At 65.8% G+C, this 16,553-nt stretch carries 17 protein-coding genes; 4 read left to right on the plus strand and 13 right to left on the minus strand.

Features of this window, described 5'->3' with window-relative positions:
• Positions 1 to 9: 9 nt before the first annotated feature.
• From P7644_RS06790 to P7644_RS06825, 8 genes are all read right to left on the minus strand, one after another.
• Entirely contained in the window at positions 10 to 1,146 is a 1,137-nt protein-coding gene (locus P7644_RS06790; RefSeq protein WP_404302400.1) for an efflux RND transporter periplasmic adaptor subunit, read from the minus strand.
• On the minus strand, positions 1,143 to 1,799 hold the full coding sequence (locus tag P7644_RS06795; RefSeq protein WP_404302401.1) for a hypothetical protein: 657 nt from the start codon (positions 1,797 to 1,799) through the stop codon (positions 1,143 to 1,145). The genes P7644_RS06790 and P7644_RS06795 overlap by 4 nt, the downstream gene beginning before the upstream one ends.
• The gene (locus tag P7644_RS06800; protein WP_404302402.1) at positions 1,796 to 3,067 is read right to left on the minus strand and encodes a TolC family protein; all 1,272 of its coding nucleotides are present in this window, start codon (positions 3,065 to 3,067) and stop codon (positions 1,796 to 1,798) included. Before P7644_RS06800 ends, P7644_RS06795 begins: the two co-directional genes overlap by 4 nt.
• Before the next feature lie 149 nt (positions 3,068 to 3,216).
• Positions 3,217 to 3,567 (minus strand): hypothetical protein, encoded by a 351-nt coding sequence (locus P7644_RS06805; RefSeq protein WP_404302403.1) that lies wholly within the window; start codon positions 3,565 to 3,567, stop codon positions 3,217 to 3,219.
• A gap of 56 nt (positions 3,568 to 3,623) precedes the next feature.
• On the minus strand, positions 3,624 to 4,595 hold the full coding sequence (gene dmeF, locus P7644_RS06810) for a CDF family Co(II)/Ni(II) efflux transporter DmeF (RefSeq protein ID WP_404302404.1): 972 nt from the start codon (positions 4,593 to 4,595) through the stop codon (positions 3,624 to 3,626).
• Between the two features lie 40 nt (positions 4,596 to 4,635).
• The gene (locus P7644_RS06815; protein ID WP_404302405.1) at positions 4,636 to 4,908 is read right to left on the minus strand and encodes a metal/formaldehyde-sensitive transcriptional repressor; all 273 of its coding nucleotides are present in this window, start codon (positions 4,906 to 4,908) and stop codon (positions 4,636 to 4,638) included.
• A gap of 141 nt (positions 4,909 to 5,049) precedes the next feature.
• On the minus strand, positions 5,050 to 6,282 hold the full coding sequence (locus tag P7644_RS06820) for a DUF1173 domain-containing protein (RefSeq protein WP_404302406.1): 1,233 nt from the start codon (positions 6,280 to 6,282) through the stop codon (positions 5,050 to 5,052).
• A gap of 5 nt (positions 6,283 to 6,287) precedes the next feature.
• The gene (locus P7644_RS06825; RefSeq protein WP_404302408.1) at positions 6,288 to 7,352 is read right to left on the minus strand and encodes a tyrosine-type recombinase/integrase; all 1,065 of its coding nucleotides are present in this window, start codon (positions 7,350 to 7,352) and stop codon (positions 6,288 to 6,290) included.
• A 182-nt stretch (positions 7,353 to 7,534) separates the two neighbouring features.
• On the opposite strand from P7644_RS06825, the gene P7644_RS06830 reads away from it, so the two are divergent.
• On the plus strand, positions 7,535 to 8,791 hold the full coding sequence (locus tag P7644_RS06830) for a hypothetical protein (RefSeq protein WP_404302409.1): 1,257 nt from the start codon (positions 7,535 to 7,537) through the stop codon (positions 8,789 to 8,791).
• Between the two features lie 14 nt (positions 8,792 to 8,805).
• Positions 8,806 to 10,068, plus strand: a complete 1,263-nt coding sequence (locus tag P7644_RS06835; protein WP_404302410.1) for an exonuclease SbcCD subunit D — start codon at positions 8,806 to 8,808, stop codon at positions 10,066 to 10,068.
• Between the two features lie 18 nt (positions 10,069 to 10,086).
• Here the strand turns inward: P7644_RS06835 and P7644_RS06840 are convergent, their stop codons facing one another.
• The gene (locus P7644_RS06840; RefSeq protein ID WP_404302411.1) at positions 10,087 to 11,037 is read right to left on the minus strand and encodes a nucleotidyl transferase AbiEii/AbiGii toxin family protein; all 951 of its coding nucleotides are present in this window, start codon (positions 11,035 to 11,037) and stop codon (positions 10,087 to 10,089) included.
• Entirely contained in the window at positions 11,034 to 11,435 is a 402-nt protein-coding gene (locus tag P7644_RS06845) for a DUF6088 family protein (RefSeq protein WP_404302412.1), read from the minus strand. The genes P7644_RS06840 and P7644_RS06845 overlap by 4 nt, the downstream gene beginning before the upstream one ends.
• Positions 11,436 to 11,623: 188 nt before the next feature.
• Between P7644_RS06845 and P7644_RS06850 the strand changes: the two genes are divergently transcribed.
• Positions 11,624 to 14,116: a DNA repair protein gene (locus P7644_RS06850; RefSeq protein ID WP_404302414.1), complete on the plus strand. Its 2,493-nt coding sequence runs from the start codon at positions 11,624 to 11,626 to the stop codon at positions 14,114 to 14,116.
• A 43-nt stretch (positions 14,117 to 14,159) separates the two neighbouring features.
• Here the strand turns inward: P7644_RS06850 and P7644_RS06855 are convergent, their stop codons facing one another.
• Together P7644_RS06855 and P7644_RS06860 are read right to left on the minus strand one after the other, a co-directional pair.
• Complete coding sequence (locus tag P7644_RS06855) at positions 14,160 to 14,468, minus strand: hypothetical protein (protein ID WP_404302416.1); 309 nt, start codon at positions 14,466 to 14,468, stop codon at positions 14,160 to 14,162.
• A gap of 158 nt (positions 14,469 to 14,626) precedes the next feature.
• A complete protein-coding gene (locus P7644_RS06860) occupies positions 14,627 to 15,211 on the minus strand; it encodes a JAB domain-containing protein (protein WP_404302418.1) in 585 nt (194 codons plus the stop codon).
• 446 nt (positions 15,212 to 15,657) lie between these two features.
• On the opposite strand from P7644_RS06860, the gene P7644_RS06865 reads away from it, so the two are divergent.
• The gene (locus P7644_RS06865; RefSeq protein ID WP_404302419.1) at positions 15,658 to 15,870 is read left to right on the plus strand and encodes a hypothetical protein; all 213 of its coding nucleotides are present in this window, start codon (positions 15,658 to 15,660) and stop codon (positions 15,868 to 15,870) included.
• A 94-nt stretch (positions 15,871 to 15,964) separates the two neighbouring features.
• Here the strand turns inward: P7644_RS06865 and P7644_RS06870 are convergent, their stop codons facing one another.
• Positions 15,965 to 16,477 carry a hypothetical protein gene (locus tag P7644_RS06870; protein WP_404302420.1) on the minus strand — a complete coding sequence of 171 codons (513 nt, stop codon included), beginning with the start codon at positions 16,475 to 16,477 and terminating at the stop codon, positions 15,965 to 15,967.
• Between the last annotated feature and the right edge of the window lie 76 nt (positions 16,478 to 16,553).

A 16,553-nucleotide genomic window follows, 5' to 3' on the forward strand; every position in this document is an offset into this window, starting at 1 on the left:
GCGTGCTCCTTACCGGATCTGCGCCAGCAATGCGGCGCCTTCGACCACGACGCGGTTGTCCGCGCCCAGTCCTTGCACGACGACCACCGTCGCCGCGTCCAGCGTCCGCACGCTCACCGGCTGCGGGATGTAGCGCTCCGCGCCGGACTTGATCCACACCACCTGCTCGTTGGCGGCATTGCGCACCACGGCCTGGGCCGGCAGCACGAAGCCTTCGACGCGTTCGGCGAGCTGGGCGATCAGCGTCACGGGCTGGCCCACCGCGAGCGGCAGTGCTTGCCCGGCGCCAGCGGTTTGCAGACGGAAGTTGACCGGCATCACGCCGTCACGCAGCGCGCCACCCGCGCCCACCAGTTGCAGACGCGCGCCGGGCGCCTCGCGCAGGGAGGCGCCAGCCATGCGGGCCGGCAGCGCCGTGTCCGCGGTCGTGGCCTCGACCATCAGCCGGGAGGGATCGACGATCTCGAACAGCAGTTCGCGGGCATCGGCCACCTGTCCGGCCACGGCCTGCGTGCGGGCGATCACGCCCGAGACGGGAGCTACCAGCGCTTCGCGTGCGCCCAGGCTGGCACCAATGCTCTTTTCTCGTGCGGACAGGCTTTGCAGCTCGGCCCTGGCCGCCTCGATTTCCTTACGCGGCACTGTGCCTTCCAGCGATTGCAGGCGCTCGACGCGCTGGGCCGCGAGCTGCCGGCTGCTGCGCAGCTCGGCCAGTTGCGCTTCCTGGTTGGCCTGCGCATAGGGTTCGGCATGGTGGCGGATATAGGCCAGTACCTCGCCTTGCCGCACCGCTTGGCCCGCCACCGGCAGGCCGCGCGGGCCTGCCTCGACGCGGCCGCCATGCACGGCCTGCACGCGGCCGCCGGCGTTCGGGTCCATCACCACACGGCCGGCCAGCTCGACCGTGGCCTGCGCCTGTGAGGCGGCGACGATCTGCGTGCGGATGCCCATGCGCCGCTGCGCGAGCATCGGCACGTTCACGCTACCTTCCGGCAAGCGCATCAATCCGTTGACGTTTGCGGTCTGCGGCGCATCAAGGTGTTCGTCGTTGGGGCCATGCGCTCCGGGCGAGCCCCAAGCAGGAGAACCCGCCAGCAGGTGGATGGCCGCTGCCAGCAGCGAGACAGAAATAAGACGGTTATTCATTGGGCGCCTCCTTGGGCCTTGCGGGAGCTGCGGGTCATCCAGACGCTGGCCGCAGCCAGCAACAGCATCACGAGCACGACCCAGGCCACGTTGGGGATGCCGTGTCCGCCGTCGTCATGCGCATGTCCGTGGTCATCACCATTGGCAGCAGCCGCAGCAGCGTTCGCCGGGCCGGTCTGCAGCGTCCCCTCCAGCAGATCCGATTCCGTGCCGGCCAGGATCGTGACGATCAGGGGATGCGCCCCCGGAGCCTTCAGCACCTTGAGGAAAGCCGGGTCATCGACGGCGTAGTCGCCCATGTCCTCGTGGAATTTGGCGACTGCCTTCGCCGTGCCGGATTCGACTTCGACTGTGGCTTGCAGCACCGGCTCGCTGGTCTCGAAGCGGTTGATGAGCATCGACAGCTCGTCACCCCAGAGGTGGGCCACCAGCTCGAAGCTCTCGGAGCGGGCCTCCATGCGCGGCGCGGTGCTGGCGCTGCCTGCCGTCGCTGCGGGGCTGTCCAGGTGCTCGCCATTGGGACCGTGGGCTCCAGGCGAAGCCCAGGCGCCGGCACTGGTAAGAATCAGCAGAAAGGCCAGCGCGGCGCAGGCCAGCCATTGCAGCCAGCCACCGAGCCTGGAGCCATGGCGGGAAAGGGTTATGGAGTTCATGGAAGGAGTCCGAGGGTTTGTTGCAGTAGTGCCTGGGCCAGGCCCAGCGCCGCCTGTTGGCGTGCCAGGGCGGCGTCTGCCTGCGCGGCGGCGTTGGCCGCGCGCAGCAGTTCGGGCAGCGGGGTTTCTCCCGCCTGGAACGATTTGTCGATGAGCTGGGTGCGCTCGCGCAGCAGCGAGGCGCGGTCGCGCGCATCCTCCAGTTGGCGGGCGGCGTTGCGCACGGCCGAGCGGGCCAGGCCGAGGTCCGCCTCCTGCCTTTCGCGCAGCCGCAGCTCCGTGGTTTCCGCAACATCCAGATCGCCCAGCGCGGCGGCCTGCAGCGGCGCGTTACGGCCATCGGTACCAAAGGGAATGCGCACTCCGATGCCGACGCTGCGCTGAGCTGCCTGACCGGTGCCCGGCGATTCCTCGCGGTAGCGCAGCAGTAGCTCGGGGGCATCGCGCCGCGAGGTATTGACTACCTCTACCCGCTTGCGCGCCCGCTCCATGGCCTGGGCGGCCAACTGCAGCTCGGGGTGTTCCTCACTGGTCTCCGCGTCGAGCCCGGCGAACAACGTGGACGGCGTCGCCACTTCCGGCATGGCTTCCAGGCCAGTCAGGTTGCGCCACTGCGCCTGCGCTGCCAGAAGCCTCTGGCGCACCTCGCCCAGCAGGGATTGGGCGTCCAGCAGCTCGGCACGCGCCGCCAGCGCATCGGCACGCGCAAGGTCGCCGGAATGCACGCGGCGCTGCACGTCGTTGGCCAGGCGCTGCAGGTATTGCACCTGGGCCGCGGCCGCATCGGCTTCGGCCTGGGCTGCCGACCAGCGCCAGGCCGCCTCGCGCACCTGGCCGGCCACCCGCAGGCGCGCTGCACGGGTTTGCGTGTCGGCAAGCCGGAGTTCGGCGCCGGCCGCCGCGGACCGGGCATCGCGCTGGCCCGGTTGCCACAGTGGCAATGCGACACCGACTTCGTTCTCGCGCCGCCCGGCATTGGTTTGCCAGCGGTCATTGCGGTGGTTGAGTTCGAGCGACGGCGGCGCGGCCCAGAGGCTGGAGGCTGCCGTCTGTTCGGCTTGGGCACGCCGACCTTGGGCCTGGGCCTCGCGCGCCTGCACAGCGCGCTGCCATGCAGTCTCCACGGCGTCGGCCAGCGTGACGCGGCGGTTGTCAGCCGGAGTGGCTGGAAGGGTTGGCGGAGGGGTTTGCGCGGCGGCGGGCAAAGCGCCCCCCACAGCCGCGCAGCCTGCGATGGCGCAAGCCACGAACCAAGGAACGGGTTTCACGAAAGTCCTGACTCACTCGATGGCGATCCGCAGGCACGCACCGTCACGTCCAAATGGATACGTGGACGCGCACGGCTACGTGAGGGGAACGCCGGCTTGAAAACGTCCCGGCCGCGCGGGGGCGCAGCGGGGGAAGGGTTTTCTGAAGATCAGGACAGCCGAGGGGGCCTTCGCAGGCCGTCGAGCAAGGGCGCCGGCAAGAGCCGCTCATCCATCATGGGCGGACGAGCGGGATATATGGGAATGAGTGTGAAGTGGGTCGCAGCCTGCAAAAAAGGGCTGCTCACGCCGCCATCGGCGACTACATGCTCCCAGGATTCATCGGAATCGTCTTGGACGACCGAGCCATCGTCATGGTGGTGGTGCGCCCCGCTCAGCGAGTGCATCGCCATGTGCGCCACTTCGTGGGCATCCGCGAATGCCTCAGCCTGCCCTCCAAGGGCAAGGGACTGCCACAGGATGGAGAGCAACATCAGGGCAAGGGCGAACTTGCGGCGCATCGTGGAATTCTAATTTGCTAATAGATGCCAGAATCACTGAGGGGGCAAGCGCATCGTCATGCGGCGGCGGGTTGCACCTCGACCGTGACATGCGACAGCTCGTGGATATGCGCCAGCAGCGCCTTGTAGTGCGCAGGCTCCTTCGGCTCCCGGGCCATCAGCGAAACGATGGCCGCGAAATGTCCCGGCCCCACCTGCCAGACATGAAGATCGGTAACCTCGCTTCCGGTGGGCTGCATGGCCTCATGAATCTCCTGCCGCACTTCCTGCCCCTCGGCGGCGGCATCCAGCAGCACGCTGCCGGAGTCCTGGATCAGCCTCCATGACCACCGGGCGATCACCAGTGCGCCGGCCACGCCCATGACCGGATCGGCCCAGAGCCAGCCATAGCTGCTACCCAGCAGCAAGGCGACGATGGCCAGCACGGATGTCAGCGCATCGGCCAGCACATGGATGTATGCGGCGCGCAGGTTGTTGTCGCGGCTCTTGCTCGGCGCATGATGGTCGTCGTGGTCATGATCATGGTGGTGGTGATGTCCATGATGGTGACCATGATGCGCATGGTCGTCCTTCAGCAGCCAGGCACAGACCAAGTTGACGACCAACCCGACAGCAGCCACGGCGATTGCCTGATTGAAATCAATGTGGATCGGCTGGGTCAGCCGCACCAGGCTTTCCCAAGCGATCAGCAGGGCGATCAAGGCCAGGACGATCGCGCTGGCAAAGCCGGCCAGATCGCCGAGCTTGCCCGTACCGAAGGTAAAGCGCGGATTGCCCGCATGCTTGCGCGCGAACCGGTAGGCCAGTGCGGTAATCAGCATGGCGCCGGCATGAGTGGACATATGCCAGCCGTCGGCCACCAGCGCCATCGAGCCGTAGATCGTGCCAGCGCTGATCTCCACCAGCATCATGCTGGCCGTGAGAGCGATCACCAGCCACACCTTGCGCTCGTTGCGTTGGTGGTCGGTGCCCAGGAAGAAATGGTCGTGTGCGGACGCGGCGAGTGTGGTGGTTGTGGCGCTGGTCATTCGTGGTTTCCTGAATGGGAACGGTCTGCGGGCGGCAAGTTCACTTCATGTAGGCCCGGATGACTTCGATCATTTCCTCGCCGCCCTGGTGGCGTTCTTTGTCGTCCGATGGTGCTATGACGTGCTCGCGCAGGTGGTCTTCCATCACCTCGGCGGTCAAGCCACTGACCGCGCCCCGGACGGAAGCGATCTGGCGCAGCACCTCGACACAGGCCGCATCTGCCTCCAGGGCGCGCTCGATGCCTTCGAGCTGGCCCTTGATGCGGCGGACACGCGCGATCAACTTGGATTTTTCTCGGGAGGTGTGGGACATGGAATGGGTCAAGCAATATACTCTAGGGGGCTATATTAAATGACGAAACCAGGCATGCCAACGAGGTTCATACAAAACTCGACTGAGCGGATGGGCTTCAGGCTGGCTGACTTGATGAGTCGAGATCATAGAAATCGATGTTTACTTTGCAATATCGGGCAGTGGCGGTAATGGATGAGCGGTATGCCAAGTCCAGACCATTGATTTGCTGTCCGTCTGAATCACTTTTTCTTTGAGGGACCGATCCTTGGGACTCATGAATTCGCTGATCAAATGCAAGGGGACGGGCGTGGCGCCGCAATCCAGCAGCAGGGCGTTGGGGAAGGCCGCCGCGGCTTTGGCGTCATAGCGCAGCGGTTTCAGGAAGCGCCGCTTCTGGGCGATCAAACTATCGATAAGCGGCAATTCATGGACGCCCTCCACCGGAATCCACTGTTCGCTGAGCAGCATCAGGCTGGCGGCGTCGATCTCGTAGGTGAATTCCCGCCGGGCGCGGATCAGCGCCGCCATGATGAGTCGAACAGGGTGGCCGGTATCTGCATCGCGGGCTTCCAGCATGGCCGCATAGATGCGGGCCAAACGATCCCACGCGCGCGCATCCATCAAAAGCGGAGCATCCGGCATGTGGCGGATCCAGATGCGGCAGTCACGCTCACCGCGTTCGCAGGCCTTGAATTCTCCGATTACGAGCGCCAGCGGCGCTTGGCCGTCGTGGGGTTGCAGCACCGCCAGCTTGGCGTGCCGGCGCTGCGCGATGTCGGCCTTCGCGGATTCGCTGAAGGGCTCGGGGACATAGAGCCTTTCGGCCAGGGACTTGCCCTTGACCTCAATGTCAGCCGCGGCCTCCAGCAGGTACTTGCACAGGACGCCCTGGTTCCGCTTGCCGGCCATGGCCGGCGTCCACCGGTTGAAGCCGGCTTGCTCGAACAGGAAGTGCAGGACGGCCCTGAGCGTCATCCGTCGCCGTGGTACAGCGACCTCTCCCGGTTCGTCCGGCTCGCCACGCGCCACCGCCCGTCCATGGATGCGCGTCCACGGAAAGTCGACGCGAAGCTCGATGTGGCCTGGATGCGTTTCGAGCACGGCGTCGCCCACCAGGTCACCCAGTCCCGAATAGGCGTTGTCGGGCTCATAGGATGGGCACAGTGGATGATGGGTTTTGCCGGTGTCCGGCATCCGCTTCACGAGGTAGTGGCGGTGCCGCGCCACATACATCTCGATCCCGTCGGGCATGCACAGGCAGCGCGGTCGTTCCGCCGTGTCGTGGATCTGGGCGAGCGCGTCTTGCAGGCCCGGGTCGGTGAGCTGCCAGACCCGGCCGCGGATGGCGAAGCGCTGTACGTCTGGAGATAAATCGACTGTGGATCCGCCCATGGCCGCTACACCAGGTCGGTGGTCAGGGTGTCCAGCGATGGCAGGCGGCGGGGGAATTGCTCCCGCACCGCGCTGCGATCGGCGATGCCCAGCAGCAGTCCTACCTGGGACTCGTCCGCGCCTCTCGCATAGAGGCGGTCGGCCACGGTATGGCGTACCGTGAGCGCGGTCATCTGCTTGAGCTCCGCGTAGCGGAAAAGTTTTCGGTAGGTCTCCTGGATGGCGCGGCATCGGAACCGCTTCTGGCCCTCCGCCCCGTAGGGCTTGATCTCGAAGCCCTGGCCGCTCGCGGACAGAAAGAGCCGGCTGGCCGGATCGAGACCCCGGTATTCGCTGCTGGCTCCCAGCCCTTGCTGGGCGGCCACGCGTTCCGCCAGGTAGGCATTCAAGGCTTCCTCAAGCCGTACGCTACAGAAGAAAAGCGGACGTTCCCGCCCAGTGATGGCGACATCAGGCCGGATGCATGAGACTCGGCGCACACCGCCGTCGGCATGGAGATAGTCGCGAACTTCAAGGCGGGCGATTTCCAGCGGCCGCGCTCCCGTGGCGAGCAGGATGTAGTAGAGGGCCAGGTCCTCGTGGGGCTGGTGACTGCGGCCCCGAATGCGCAATGCACCCGAGGTGATTTCCTCGTCGGTGAGAACGCGGATGTGCCGTGCATGGGCCGGTGGCTCACTGCCCAATTCGTCCAGAGCATTGCGGATGGCCTCGCGATGCAGCCGGAGTCTGCGCACAAAGGCCGCGCCCTCCGCATTCAGTCCTGCGATGCCGGCGGTCGACGCGACATGCATGGAAACGGCCTTGATGCGCCGCTCGACGGCCGTGCGCGTGATGCCGTGCCGGGATGCGACGGCGTCGTAGGTATCGCCTTCCAGAATGCCGCGCAACATGGTGATCGCGAGCGTCCAGGAGCTTTGCTGAGCTCCATCCGGGGCGTCGATGGGTTCCTCCACTTGCACGCTATCGCTCCTTGTTGCAGCAGCCTGCTCCATGGAGCCATGCTGAACAATTACCTGGCTGCGCGCCAGCCGAAACCGCAGCGAAATGCGGAGAGTTTCGGCATCAGCCAAGTGTGCGCCTTGCTCGCAAAAGCTACGCCTTGGGCAATCCCGAAGAATCGACTCGGGATTGTTGGGGCTGTTGGATCTTGCCCGTGCGACCGCTTGAGGGCCCGAAATCAGGGGTTGATGGCGACCTGTTGAGCGAGAGCATGAACCATCGGAACTTCCCGACATTCATGAAGGAGCACTCCATGGCACAAGCCATCGTCACGGTGCAGGGCGAACCGGGCTCTTTGCCGACCCTGCTGGGCCAGGCCCCTGCACGCATCCCCACCGGCGGCAAGATTCGCCCAGGCATCATGGTGCTCACGCGCAAGGCGGCCGAGCAGCCCGAGGCCAAGGCCATCTATACCCAGGGTGTGGCGGAGGGGCGGTCGTTCGAGGCGATCGAGAAGGCGCTGGCGCAGGCGCTGCCCCAGCTCAAATCCCCGCTGGTGCCGCGCAACGTTCCGTGGTTCACGGTACGCGGGTCGGACTTCCCCAACCCGGAAATCGCCCGCGAGATCCTCGACACCTATGGCGAGGATCGGGGGCAGGGCCATCGGTTGTACCGCTTCCCGGTCGTCTTCCCGTCGGACCACTGGCAGACCGTGATGCCGCACGAGCTGGCGGCCTGGAGCACGCATGAAAAGCGCTTCTGGTCGCAGTACTCGCCCGACGGGCAGGTGCGCCACTGCATACGCCATGCACCGGTGCCGGTGGACGACACCGGGCGGCGCACGATCCGCGTCTTCGGTGGGCGCAAGACCATGCCCCGCGAGGAAAACGGCGGTATCTGCAACCCGGAAACCTGCCCCGAGTACCAGGCCCGCCAATGCAATCTCACGGGCCGCTTCCTGTTCTTCATTCCCGGCATTCGTTCGATCAGTGCGCTGGAACTGCCCACCACAAGCTTCTACGCGATGAGCGCCGCCATCCAGCGCTTCCAGGCCATCGCCCAGATGCGCGGCGGACGCATCTCCGGGTTTCTGGGGCGCGACCGCACGAGCTTCTTCCTGACCAAGGTGCTCAAGGAGGTGCCGCACATTGACGAGCAGGGGCGGGCGGTACGCGTGCCCCAATGGATCATCGAGCTCGAGGCGCCCGTGGACGTGACCGCACTGCTGCGGGATCACGAGGACGCGGAGACCGCCATCCAGCAGGCGCGGCTCGCCACGCAGGTGCTTGAAAACTCTCACACGCCTCCCGATGCCGTGAATGCCTCGGCCGAAAGTGACACGGCCGCGCAGTACCCCGGCTGCCCCACGCTCGAACAGTTGCTGGACAGGGCGCAGGTGATGGGGGTGCCTCGCGAACGCTATGCGGCCTACGCGGATCGCCGCTGGGGGCGGGGCTGGCGGGTCAATCCGCATGGCCGTGGCCGTGCCTGGGATGAGCTCGACCGGTACCGCAACGATCCAGCGGGTTACTTGGACAAGATCGAGACCGAGCTGAGTCAAATGGCCTGAACCGGGGAGGCACCATGCGAATCGCACAATTTTCTGATCTGCACTACGGCACGAAGACCCTGGTGGAGGCCGACCGCTGCTTCGGCGCAGCCATCGACCGCGCCGTGGCCCTGGGCGCACAGGTCGCTGTGATCTCTGGCGATGCGACGGACCATGCACTCGATCTGCATGCGCCCGCCGCAGCACGGCTGGTAGCGCAGGTACGCCGCCTCGCCGATCACTGTCCGGTCCTCATGCTGCAAGGAACCTACTCGCACGAACCACCCGGCACGCTTTCAGTGTTCCGCTCGGTTGGCGGGCGTCACTCCATCCATGTTGCTGATCGCATTCAACAGGTGGCGCTGACCCGGCGCGGCTGGGTGGCGTCGGCGGCGTGGTGCTTCGAGGCCTTGCCACCGGATGCCGAGGTGCTGATTTCCTGCCTGCCCACGGTGAACAAGGCTGCGGTGGCCGCTGCCATCGGGGCGACGGATGCGGCGCAGTCGGTGGGCGAGCAACTGGGACGGCTGCTTGCTGGATTCGCCCCGCTGCACCGGCGTGTGCGCAGTTTGGGCTTGCCCACGATCGGGGTGTCGCACGGGACCGTGTTCGGTTGCCTGAGCGAGCACGGGGTTCCGATGGCGGGCTTCGACCATGAGTTCACCACCGGTGCCCTGTTTGCCGCCGAGGCCCAGGCTTTCATGTTGGGCCATATCCACCGGCACCAGTCCTGGGCGCAGCAAGGGCTGGCGGGCGAACAGCTGATCGCCTATGCAGGCTCCATTGGCCGCTTTCACTATGGAGAGGAGGGAGAGAAGGGATTCCTGCTGTGGGAGGTGGGCGCGGAGTCGGCCCGCTGCACCCTGGAGCCCACCCCGGCGCGCCGAACCATGGATATCGTGTTCGAGGGCCGCCCGGATCTCGACACTTTGCGCGAGGCGGTCGCACGGCAGGACATCGCTGGTGCCAGCGTGCGCGTGCGCTGGACCGTGGCGGAGGAAGACCGTGGCGCCGTGGACCGCGACGCCATCCAGCGGATCCTCGCTGGGGCCGCCGAGACGAAGCTGGAGGGCCGCATCGTTCCCGTGGTGCGCACACGCATGGCAGGCATCTCGCGCATGGCGCGGATGGAGGACAAGCTGCGTGCCTGGGCACAGGTGTCCGACATCAATCCGGAACCGCTGCTGGCGTGCCTGGCGGCGCTGGAGGAGGCAGCTCCCGAAGACATTGCCGCCAAGCTTCTGGGCGAGAAGGCAGAAGAGAGTCAGCCTGCCGAGCCGATGCGGCTGGTGGCTTGACGTAGCAGGTAGGCAGGACTACGGCAGTACTTCCAGGAGCGCTTCGGCGACCGCATTGAAATCACCGAAAGCCTGCGCGAATGCCGGTGTGTCGCCCCCATAGACCAGGGGCAGCAGGTTGCCGGTGAACTCCGCCTGGATCTTTGCGTCCGCGCGGGCTTGCCGCAACGCGCCGCTCAGCACCTGGCGGGGCGCTGCGGCAAAGTCCGGAAACTGGGCGCCGAATTCCTTCTGGTCACCCGCGACCAGCGCGGGGAACGCCCGCCGGGCGGCGGCCAGCACCTCGGGTTGGCGCTGGTAAATGCGATGCACGTCATACAGATGCCGGACCAGGGCGGTATCCCAGGCTTGGCGCATCAGTCCGGCGCGATGCTGCGCGTAACGGCGCAGGAATGAGAGGGATTTCTCCGCAACCGTTTCTGCCACGGCCACCACCGGCACCTCGAAGGCGTGATCGCTGCGGCCGGCGAGTGCGTCGGCCAGGCTGGTGATTCGGCGGACTTCCGTGGGCAGCACCGGCGTGCGTGCCGTCAACTCGATCTGCAGGTGCGGGCGCAGGCCGGCGATGGAAGCGTAGTGCCGCGCATAGCAGAAGTAGCGATTCTCGTTGAACGCTTGCCCCTTGGCTTTGTCCTCGGTCAGGCCAATGCCGGCCAGGGTGTTGGTCACCAGGGTTCTCAGCTCCGACAGACGTCGCCGGGTTTCGGCACGCGACTGATCCAGGTCAGGGAACACCACCTTCAGGTCGGCATCCTCGGACATGCGCTCGATCAGTCCGTAGGCCTTGGACAGGCTGGTGCCGCCGCAGAACACCAGTTGCACCCCTTCGGGTTGCAGGGCGAACAGGGCCCGGAGCGCATCGGTCAGGTGCTCATCCTTTTCCAGCAGGCCTGCCGTGATCCTGCCTGGCGCCGCTTCCGCGACAAGCGCTTCGATCAGTTCCTGCCGCTGCGGCGCCAGCACCCTCATGCGTGCTCGTACCGGATCGCCTTGCCGTTGAAGCCCAGCTTGCGGGCGATGCGGCGCCGGCCGACGTTGAAGACGATGCCCGCGGGCACCTGGGTACTGCGCCCGGCGTTGTACTCCTGGGTCAGGCGGCTGGCCATGACGGTCACTCCCAGCTTCTGCAGTGCCTCGGGGGCCAGAACCTCCAGCGGTCGTACCGGAATCGGCTCGCCGGTCAGCACACTCGGTTTGGCCTTGGCATAGACGCCCAGGCCCAGGCGAACCAGCGTGCCCTCCAGCATCAGCTCGCGCAGCGCGCGGCCGACCTGCGCGGCACTGCCGAAATGGTTGAATTCGTTGCGCAGGAGCACATCGTCGCCGCGGTTGGCAACGGAGCGTCTGATGCGGTTGAGCGTGTTCATGGCGGTGGAGGGGCGATCCTTGGTGGACGATTTTACCTCTCTTGCAAATTCATATAACTTACTGATTGCAAAAGGTATTTTTGCGCGTAACTCGATCATTTTCTGGGAAAGGCGTTCCGGAGTCAGGCCGCTACTCCCAAGCCCTTGATCTCTCCCGACCCCGCGGGAAACTGGGATGCATCAACCCCATGGAGATCACCGCCATGCAACTACTATCCCTGACCCTCAAGGGTTTTCGTGGGATCCGCGACGGCCTGGGCCTGAATGTCCTGACCCTGGATTTCGAGGCTCTGTGCGATGGGGCCGAACTGGTCGCCATCGCTGGCGCCAACGGGCGCGGCAAGACCACGGTGCTCGACAACATGCACCCATATCTCGCCATGCCCTCGCGCGCGTCCGCCGCGGGCGCCGGTGGCTTCAGCTATTACGACCATGTGTTCCTCCCGGAGAACGAGAAGGATCTGGTCTGGGCCTTGGAGGGGCGCAGCTACCGCTCCCAGGTCGTGATCCGGCTCAACGGCCGACGCCGGACGGAGGCCTTCCTATTCGTACTCTCCGATGCAGGGGCTTGGCGCCCGCTCACCCTGGAGGACGGCACGGTGTCTGACGGCAAGGTCGAAACCTATACGCGCTGCGTGGAGCACTTGTGCGGCAGCGCCGACACTTTCTTCACCTCGGTGTTCGGCGCCCAGGGCAAGCGCCAGCTCAGCGACTACCGCAACGCGGAGATCAAGACACTGCTGGCCGACCTGCTGGGACAGGAGCAGATCCGGGAACTGGGGCGCAAGGCCGGGGAGACGGCCAAGCTGCTGAAGGCCGGGCTGGTGGCGCTGCGCCAGGAGGCCGCAGCCATGGACTCCGAGACTGGGCGGCTGGCGCGCGCGCAGTCCGATGCCGCCGATGCGCCGGCACGTGCCGATCAGGCCCAGGCAGCCGCGACAGCGGCAGCGTTGACGCTGGGGGAGGCGCGCCAAGTCTACGCCCAGGTCACGGTACAGCGCGAGCAGGCCCGCGAGGCCGATGCGCGGCGTGCCCAGTTGCTGCAGGAGCGGGAAGCTGTGCAAGCAGCAGGCAGAACCGGAATGCAGGAGCTGGAGGACCGCGAAAAAGATGAGCTTCAGCGGCTGGATCGGCTCACGCGCCGCGCCGCGCAGCGGCAGGCCCAGGTCGGGCAGCGCCGCGAACGGCTGGAGGACGCACAGGCCCGGTGCCGCGCCTTGCTGGCCCGGGAGCACTTGGTGCGCAACGCGCTCCGGCGCTTGCCGCAGGCCGAGCGGTTGCTGGCGCTGCGCGCTGAGCGTGCACGCCAGGGTCGAGACCAGGTGGCCGAGTGGGAGCAGGCCAAGGGTCAGTTGCGCGCTCTGGTGCAACGGGTTCAGGGCATCGAGCGCGAGGCGGGGCAGGCTGCCTTGCAGGCGCAGTCGCTCCGGCGCCGTTTGGGCCTGGCCGCTGAAGTACCGTGCGCGGGCATGCCGCTGCAGGGGGCTTGCCAGTTGCTGGCCGATACCCGGGAGGCTCAGGCACTGATCCCCAGCGCCGATGCGGTGCTGCGGCGTCTGGCCGACGAGAAGGTAGAGGTCGAACGGGACGGCTGGGCTGTCAAGGCACGAGTCCAGGCCTTGGCGAAGGCTGGCGGTCAATTGGAGGCCGTCGAACGGCGCCTGGAGCGCGCGCGCAATCGCGCGTCACGGCTGGCCTTGCTGGCGGCGAAGGCGGACGACATGCGGGTCGTGCGCCAGCGCCTGGCTGAGGTTCTGGCTGAACTGTCCGGCCTGGGTGATCCTGGGGGAGAAGAAGCTTCGGTCGAAGCAGGAGCCGAGCGGGAGGAGCGGGACGCCATTACCGCAGGCATGCAGGCCATCGACGCACAGCGGACGCAGCAGTCCGAGCGGCTGCGGCAGGCGCTGGCCCGGCTGGATGCAGTGCTGCAGACCTTGCCTGAACCCTTTGAACCCCAGCAGTTGGTCACCGCCGCGACGGCGTGCGATCACGCCGTCGCGGCGCATGAGAATGCGCAACGAGCGCATATTGACGCCTTGAAGCAGTTGGAAAGCCTGCAGGCGCTGCGCCAGCAACAGAAGGTATTGGCCCAGTGCCAGGCCACGGCACGTCGGCGCGTCCAGCGCGTCGAGAGCGCGATGGGCGATTGGGCCCTGCTGGCGCGGTGCATGAGCAATGACGGCTTGATCGCGCTGGCGATCGACGACGCGGGGCCGGCCCTGTCAGGACTGGCGAACGAATTGCTGCTGGCCTGCTATGGCCCACGCTTCACGGTCTCCATCCTCACGCAGGCAGAGACGGCCAAGGGCGAGAAGCGGGAGGACTTCGATATCCTGGTGCATGACGCCGAATCGGGGGAGGGCAAGAGCGTGCGGCTCATGAGCGGAGGGGAGCGGGTCTGGATCAACGAATGCCTGGTGCGAGCCGTGGCGCTGTACCTGGCGCAGACCAGCGAGCGGCGCTACGAGACACTGTTTTCCGATGAGGCCGACGGCGCGCTGGATCCAGACCGAAAGCGCATGTTCGGCGCAATGAAGCGCGAGGTATTGCGGTTGGGCGGCTACCGGCGCGAATTCTTCGTTTCGCAGACGCCCGAGTTGGCGGGTATGGCAGATGCAGTGATTGATCTGGAGGCACTGCGGACTGACGCCGATCCGGTTCCCATGGAGCGATGGCGATGAAGACGGCCAAACCCCGGCGCATGGTTTCGGCGCCGGGGTGGTCTTACAGGATGGGATCTTGGGGAGCGAAGGCCGGCAGTCCCGCGATGGTGGGTGCCTCGCTGTCGAATTTCAGCCAGACGATGCCGGCTTGCTCAGCGGCCTCGAAAATCGTTGCCAGATCGGATTCCAAAGGCAAGCGATAGCGCGGTGAGCCTACGAATACGAAGCCCCCGAAGTCGGTTGGATAGGCATTGACGGATAAATCGTCTTCTCGCAGCTTCTGCCGCGTGGCTGGCGTCAGATGGGTTAGCGAAAGCGCCGTCAGGGGTTCGGCCAGTTCGCGCAGCCGCTCAATGCAATGGGTGTGCATGGTTCATTCCTTGTGTGGCGATATCGGCATGGATTCCGGGATACCTTGCGGACTTCGCGAACTTCATGTCAGAGTGCAAAGGAAACCCGTGGGGATTCCCGAAAGCGAACCACGGGTCAGTGGCCGCTATCGGTGTGTGTGCAGCGTGACAGCTTCGATTACATCAATCCCTGCTCGGCGAACGACAGCAGGTGGTCGCCCGCGACGATGAAGTGGTCGATGCAGCGCACATCCACCAGCGCCAGCGCCGAGCGCAAGGTTTGCGTCAGTTGCCGATCGGCCGCACTGGGCTCGACGTGGCCGCTGGGGTGGTTGTGGGCCATGGCGATGGCGGCCGCATTGTGCCGCATGGCAGCCTTGACAACCTCGCGTGGATAGACCGACGTCTGCGTCAAGGTGCCGCGAAACATCACCTCAGCGTCGATGATGCGCTGCTGTGCATCGAGGAAGACCATCAGGAATATCTCGTGCTCGAGATTGGCAAAGCGCAGGCGCAGCCATTCCTTGAAGGCGGCCGGACTGTTCACCATCGGTCGAAGGATCCAGTCGTGTCGTAGATCCCTCATCAGCAGTTCTTTGGAGAGATCCAGAATGCGCCGCAGGCGTTGCTGCTGGGATGCCTGTGTTGCCAAGGGCAATGCCGCCTGGATGTATGGGTGGCTGTCTGCTGCCATTGGCTCGGCATGTCCAGGCGAAAGCAGTTCGTTGATGAGAGCCTGGTCGCTCATGAGTGTGATTTCCACGGCGTTCTCCTTGATTGAAAAGCAAGGGAACGCCTATTCCCCCGGGGACGGCGTCCCCGGTGGGAAGAAGGTGCGCAACGGTTGTCGGCACGGTGGTCTTGGCAGGTAACGACTGCGACGCCGGCGAGTTGCCGGAGAACCTCCATCAGGAGGAAAGTGGGTTTTGGCAGTGTGACCCTGGCCTCGCTGCGTCACAAGGGGGGGATACCTGTGCCGGCAGGAAGCCGTGGTGATTGACCCGCAATTCATTCCCGAATTCGGGTGGCGATTGCGCAGCGGTGTCGCCCATCGTCAACACCTTGAACGCCAGATGCATGTGACATGAGGTCTCGTGACACTTGAATGTCACTCCAGTGCCATTCAAGAAATTTCTTGATCAAGTGCCGTTGATTCGCTCTCAGCGAGGTCTTTTTGCGTCAGCATAGTGGCCATCAAGGGGTTTCACCATGATCTGCCTGGGCTCCCAGATCCGTTTGACGCACAAGGAAATCGAGTATTTTCGTTGGCTGACCGACATCGAGCCGGTCGGCATCCGCACGTGCGCGGATCTGGATGCGTATGTGGCGCAGTGCAAGGCGCACTACTGGGGCGTGTCCCAGGACACGCAGTTCCTCCACTGGATGATCGACCAGGAGGTTGCGCGTTGCCTGGCGGCGTGAGCCTGCAACAGAGGAAATTGGTCAGTTGTCCAGCGCTGGCCGGTGAAGCACCGCGCTCCCCCGGCCGGGTGGCCAGGGGGGCGGGATGAATGGCTCAGCCGACGGCTTGAGCCGCTCGGGGCGCCGAGTCCACCGCTTCGGGCTTCGCCTGCGGGGCGGCGGGTGTCTCCGCGATGGCGGGCGCCTTGAATGCCGCGCGGGCGGCACGTACCTTCGGGTTTTTCGCCAGACGCTGGATCTGCGCCGTGGCGGGCTCGGAAGGCTCCTCGGGCAGGCAGGCTGAGGCGAGGTCGCTTCCGCGTCCCAGCACGCGCCGTGCATTCGCTGGGAACCGGACGAACAGGCCGCCGAGCAGCCAGCGCACGAAGCGGCCGAAGCGCTGGTTGCGTGTCTCGCGCGCCTGGTGCAGGCGCAGCGACTCGCGGCAGCACAGGTACAGCGCCAGGTGCTCGCGCTTCATCTCGGGGTCGGTGTCCAACTGCGCCAGCACTTCGGCGGCGATCACGGGGTCTTTGCCGGCACGCCGGTAGAAGGACACCCAGGCGCGTTCCTCCTCTGTGCCGATGGCGCTGCGCTTGGGGCGGGCTCGCGCTGCGGTCAGGTTCATGGTCCTATCTCCTTGCTCATGGGAAGCACGCGCCCAGCCCTGATCGGGAGGCGTCAGTCTCCCGGGGTTGTGGCGG

The organism is Alicycliphilus denitrificans, assembly GCF_044792555.1.
Lineage (GTDB): Bacteria > Pseudomonadota > Gammaproteobacteria > Burkholderiales > Burkholderiaceae_C > Alicycliphilus > Alicycliphilus denitrificans_A.

Coding starts and splice junctions, on each gene's coding strand:
- P7644_RS06790 (WP_404302400.1), bottom strand. CDS start 1,146: ATGAATAACCGTCTTATTTCTGTCTCGCTGCTGGCAGCGGCCATCCAC.
- P7644_RS06795 (WP_404302401.1), bottom strand. CDS start 1,799: ATGAACTCCATAACCCTTTCCCGCCATGGCTCCAGGCTCGGTGGCTGG.
- P7644_RS06805 (WP_404302403.1), bottom strand. CDS start 3,567: ATGCGCCGCAAGTTCGCCCTTGCCCTGATGTTGCTCTCCATCCTGTGG.
- dmeF (WP_404302404.1), bottom strand. CDS start 4,595: ATGACCAGCGCCACAACCACCACACTCGCCGCGTCCGCACACGACCAT.
- P7644_RS06815 (WP_404302405.1), bottom strand. CDS start 4,908: ATGTCCCACACCTCCCGAGAAAAATCCAAGTTGATCGCGCGTGTCCGC.
- P7644_RS06820 (WP_404302406.1), bottom strand. CDS start 6,282: ATGGGCGGATCCACAGTCGATTTATCTCCAGACGTACAGCGCTTCGCC.
- P7644_RS06830 (WP_404302409.1), top strand. CDS start 7,535: ATGGCACAAGCCATCGTCACGGTGCAGGGCGAACCGGGCTCTTTGCCG.
- P7644_RS06835 (WP_404302410.1), top strand. CDS start 8,806: ATGCGAATCGCACAATTTTCTGATCTGCACTACGGCACGAAGACCCTG.
- P7644_RS06840 (WP_404302411.1), bottom strand. CDS start 11,037: ATGAGGGTGCTGGCGCCGCAGCGGCAGGAACTGATCGAAGCGCTTGTC.
- P7644_RS06845 (WP_404302412.1), bottom strand. CDS start 11,435: ATGAACACGCTCAACCGCATCAGACGCTCCGTTGCCAACCGCGGCGAC.
- P7644_RS06850 (WP_404302414.1), top strand. CDS start 11,624: ATGGAGATCACCGCCATGCAACTACTATCCCTGACCCTCAAGGGTTTT.
- P7644_RS06855 (WP_404302416.1), bottom strand. CDS start 14,468: ATGCACACCCATTGCATTGAGCGGCTGCGCGAACTGGCCGAACCCCTG.
- P7644_RS06865 (WP_404302419.1), top strand. CDS start 15,658: ATGATCTGCCTGGGCTCCCAGATCCGTTTGACGCACAAGGAAATCGAG.
- P7644_RS06870 (WP_404302420.1), bottom strand. CDS start 16,477: ATGAACCTGACCGCAGCGCGAGCCCGCCCCAAGCGCAGCGCCATCGGC.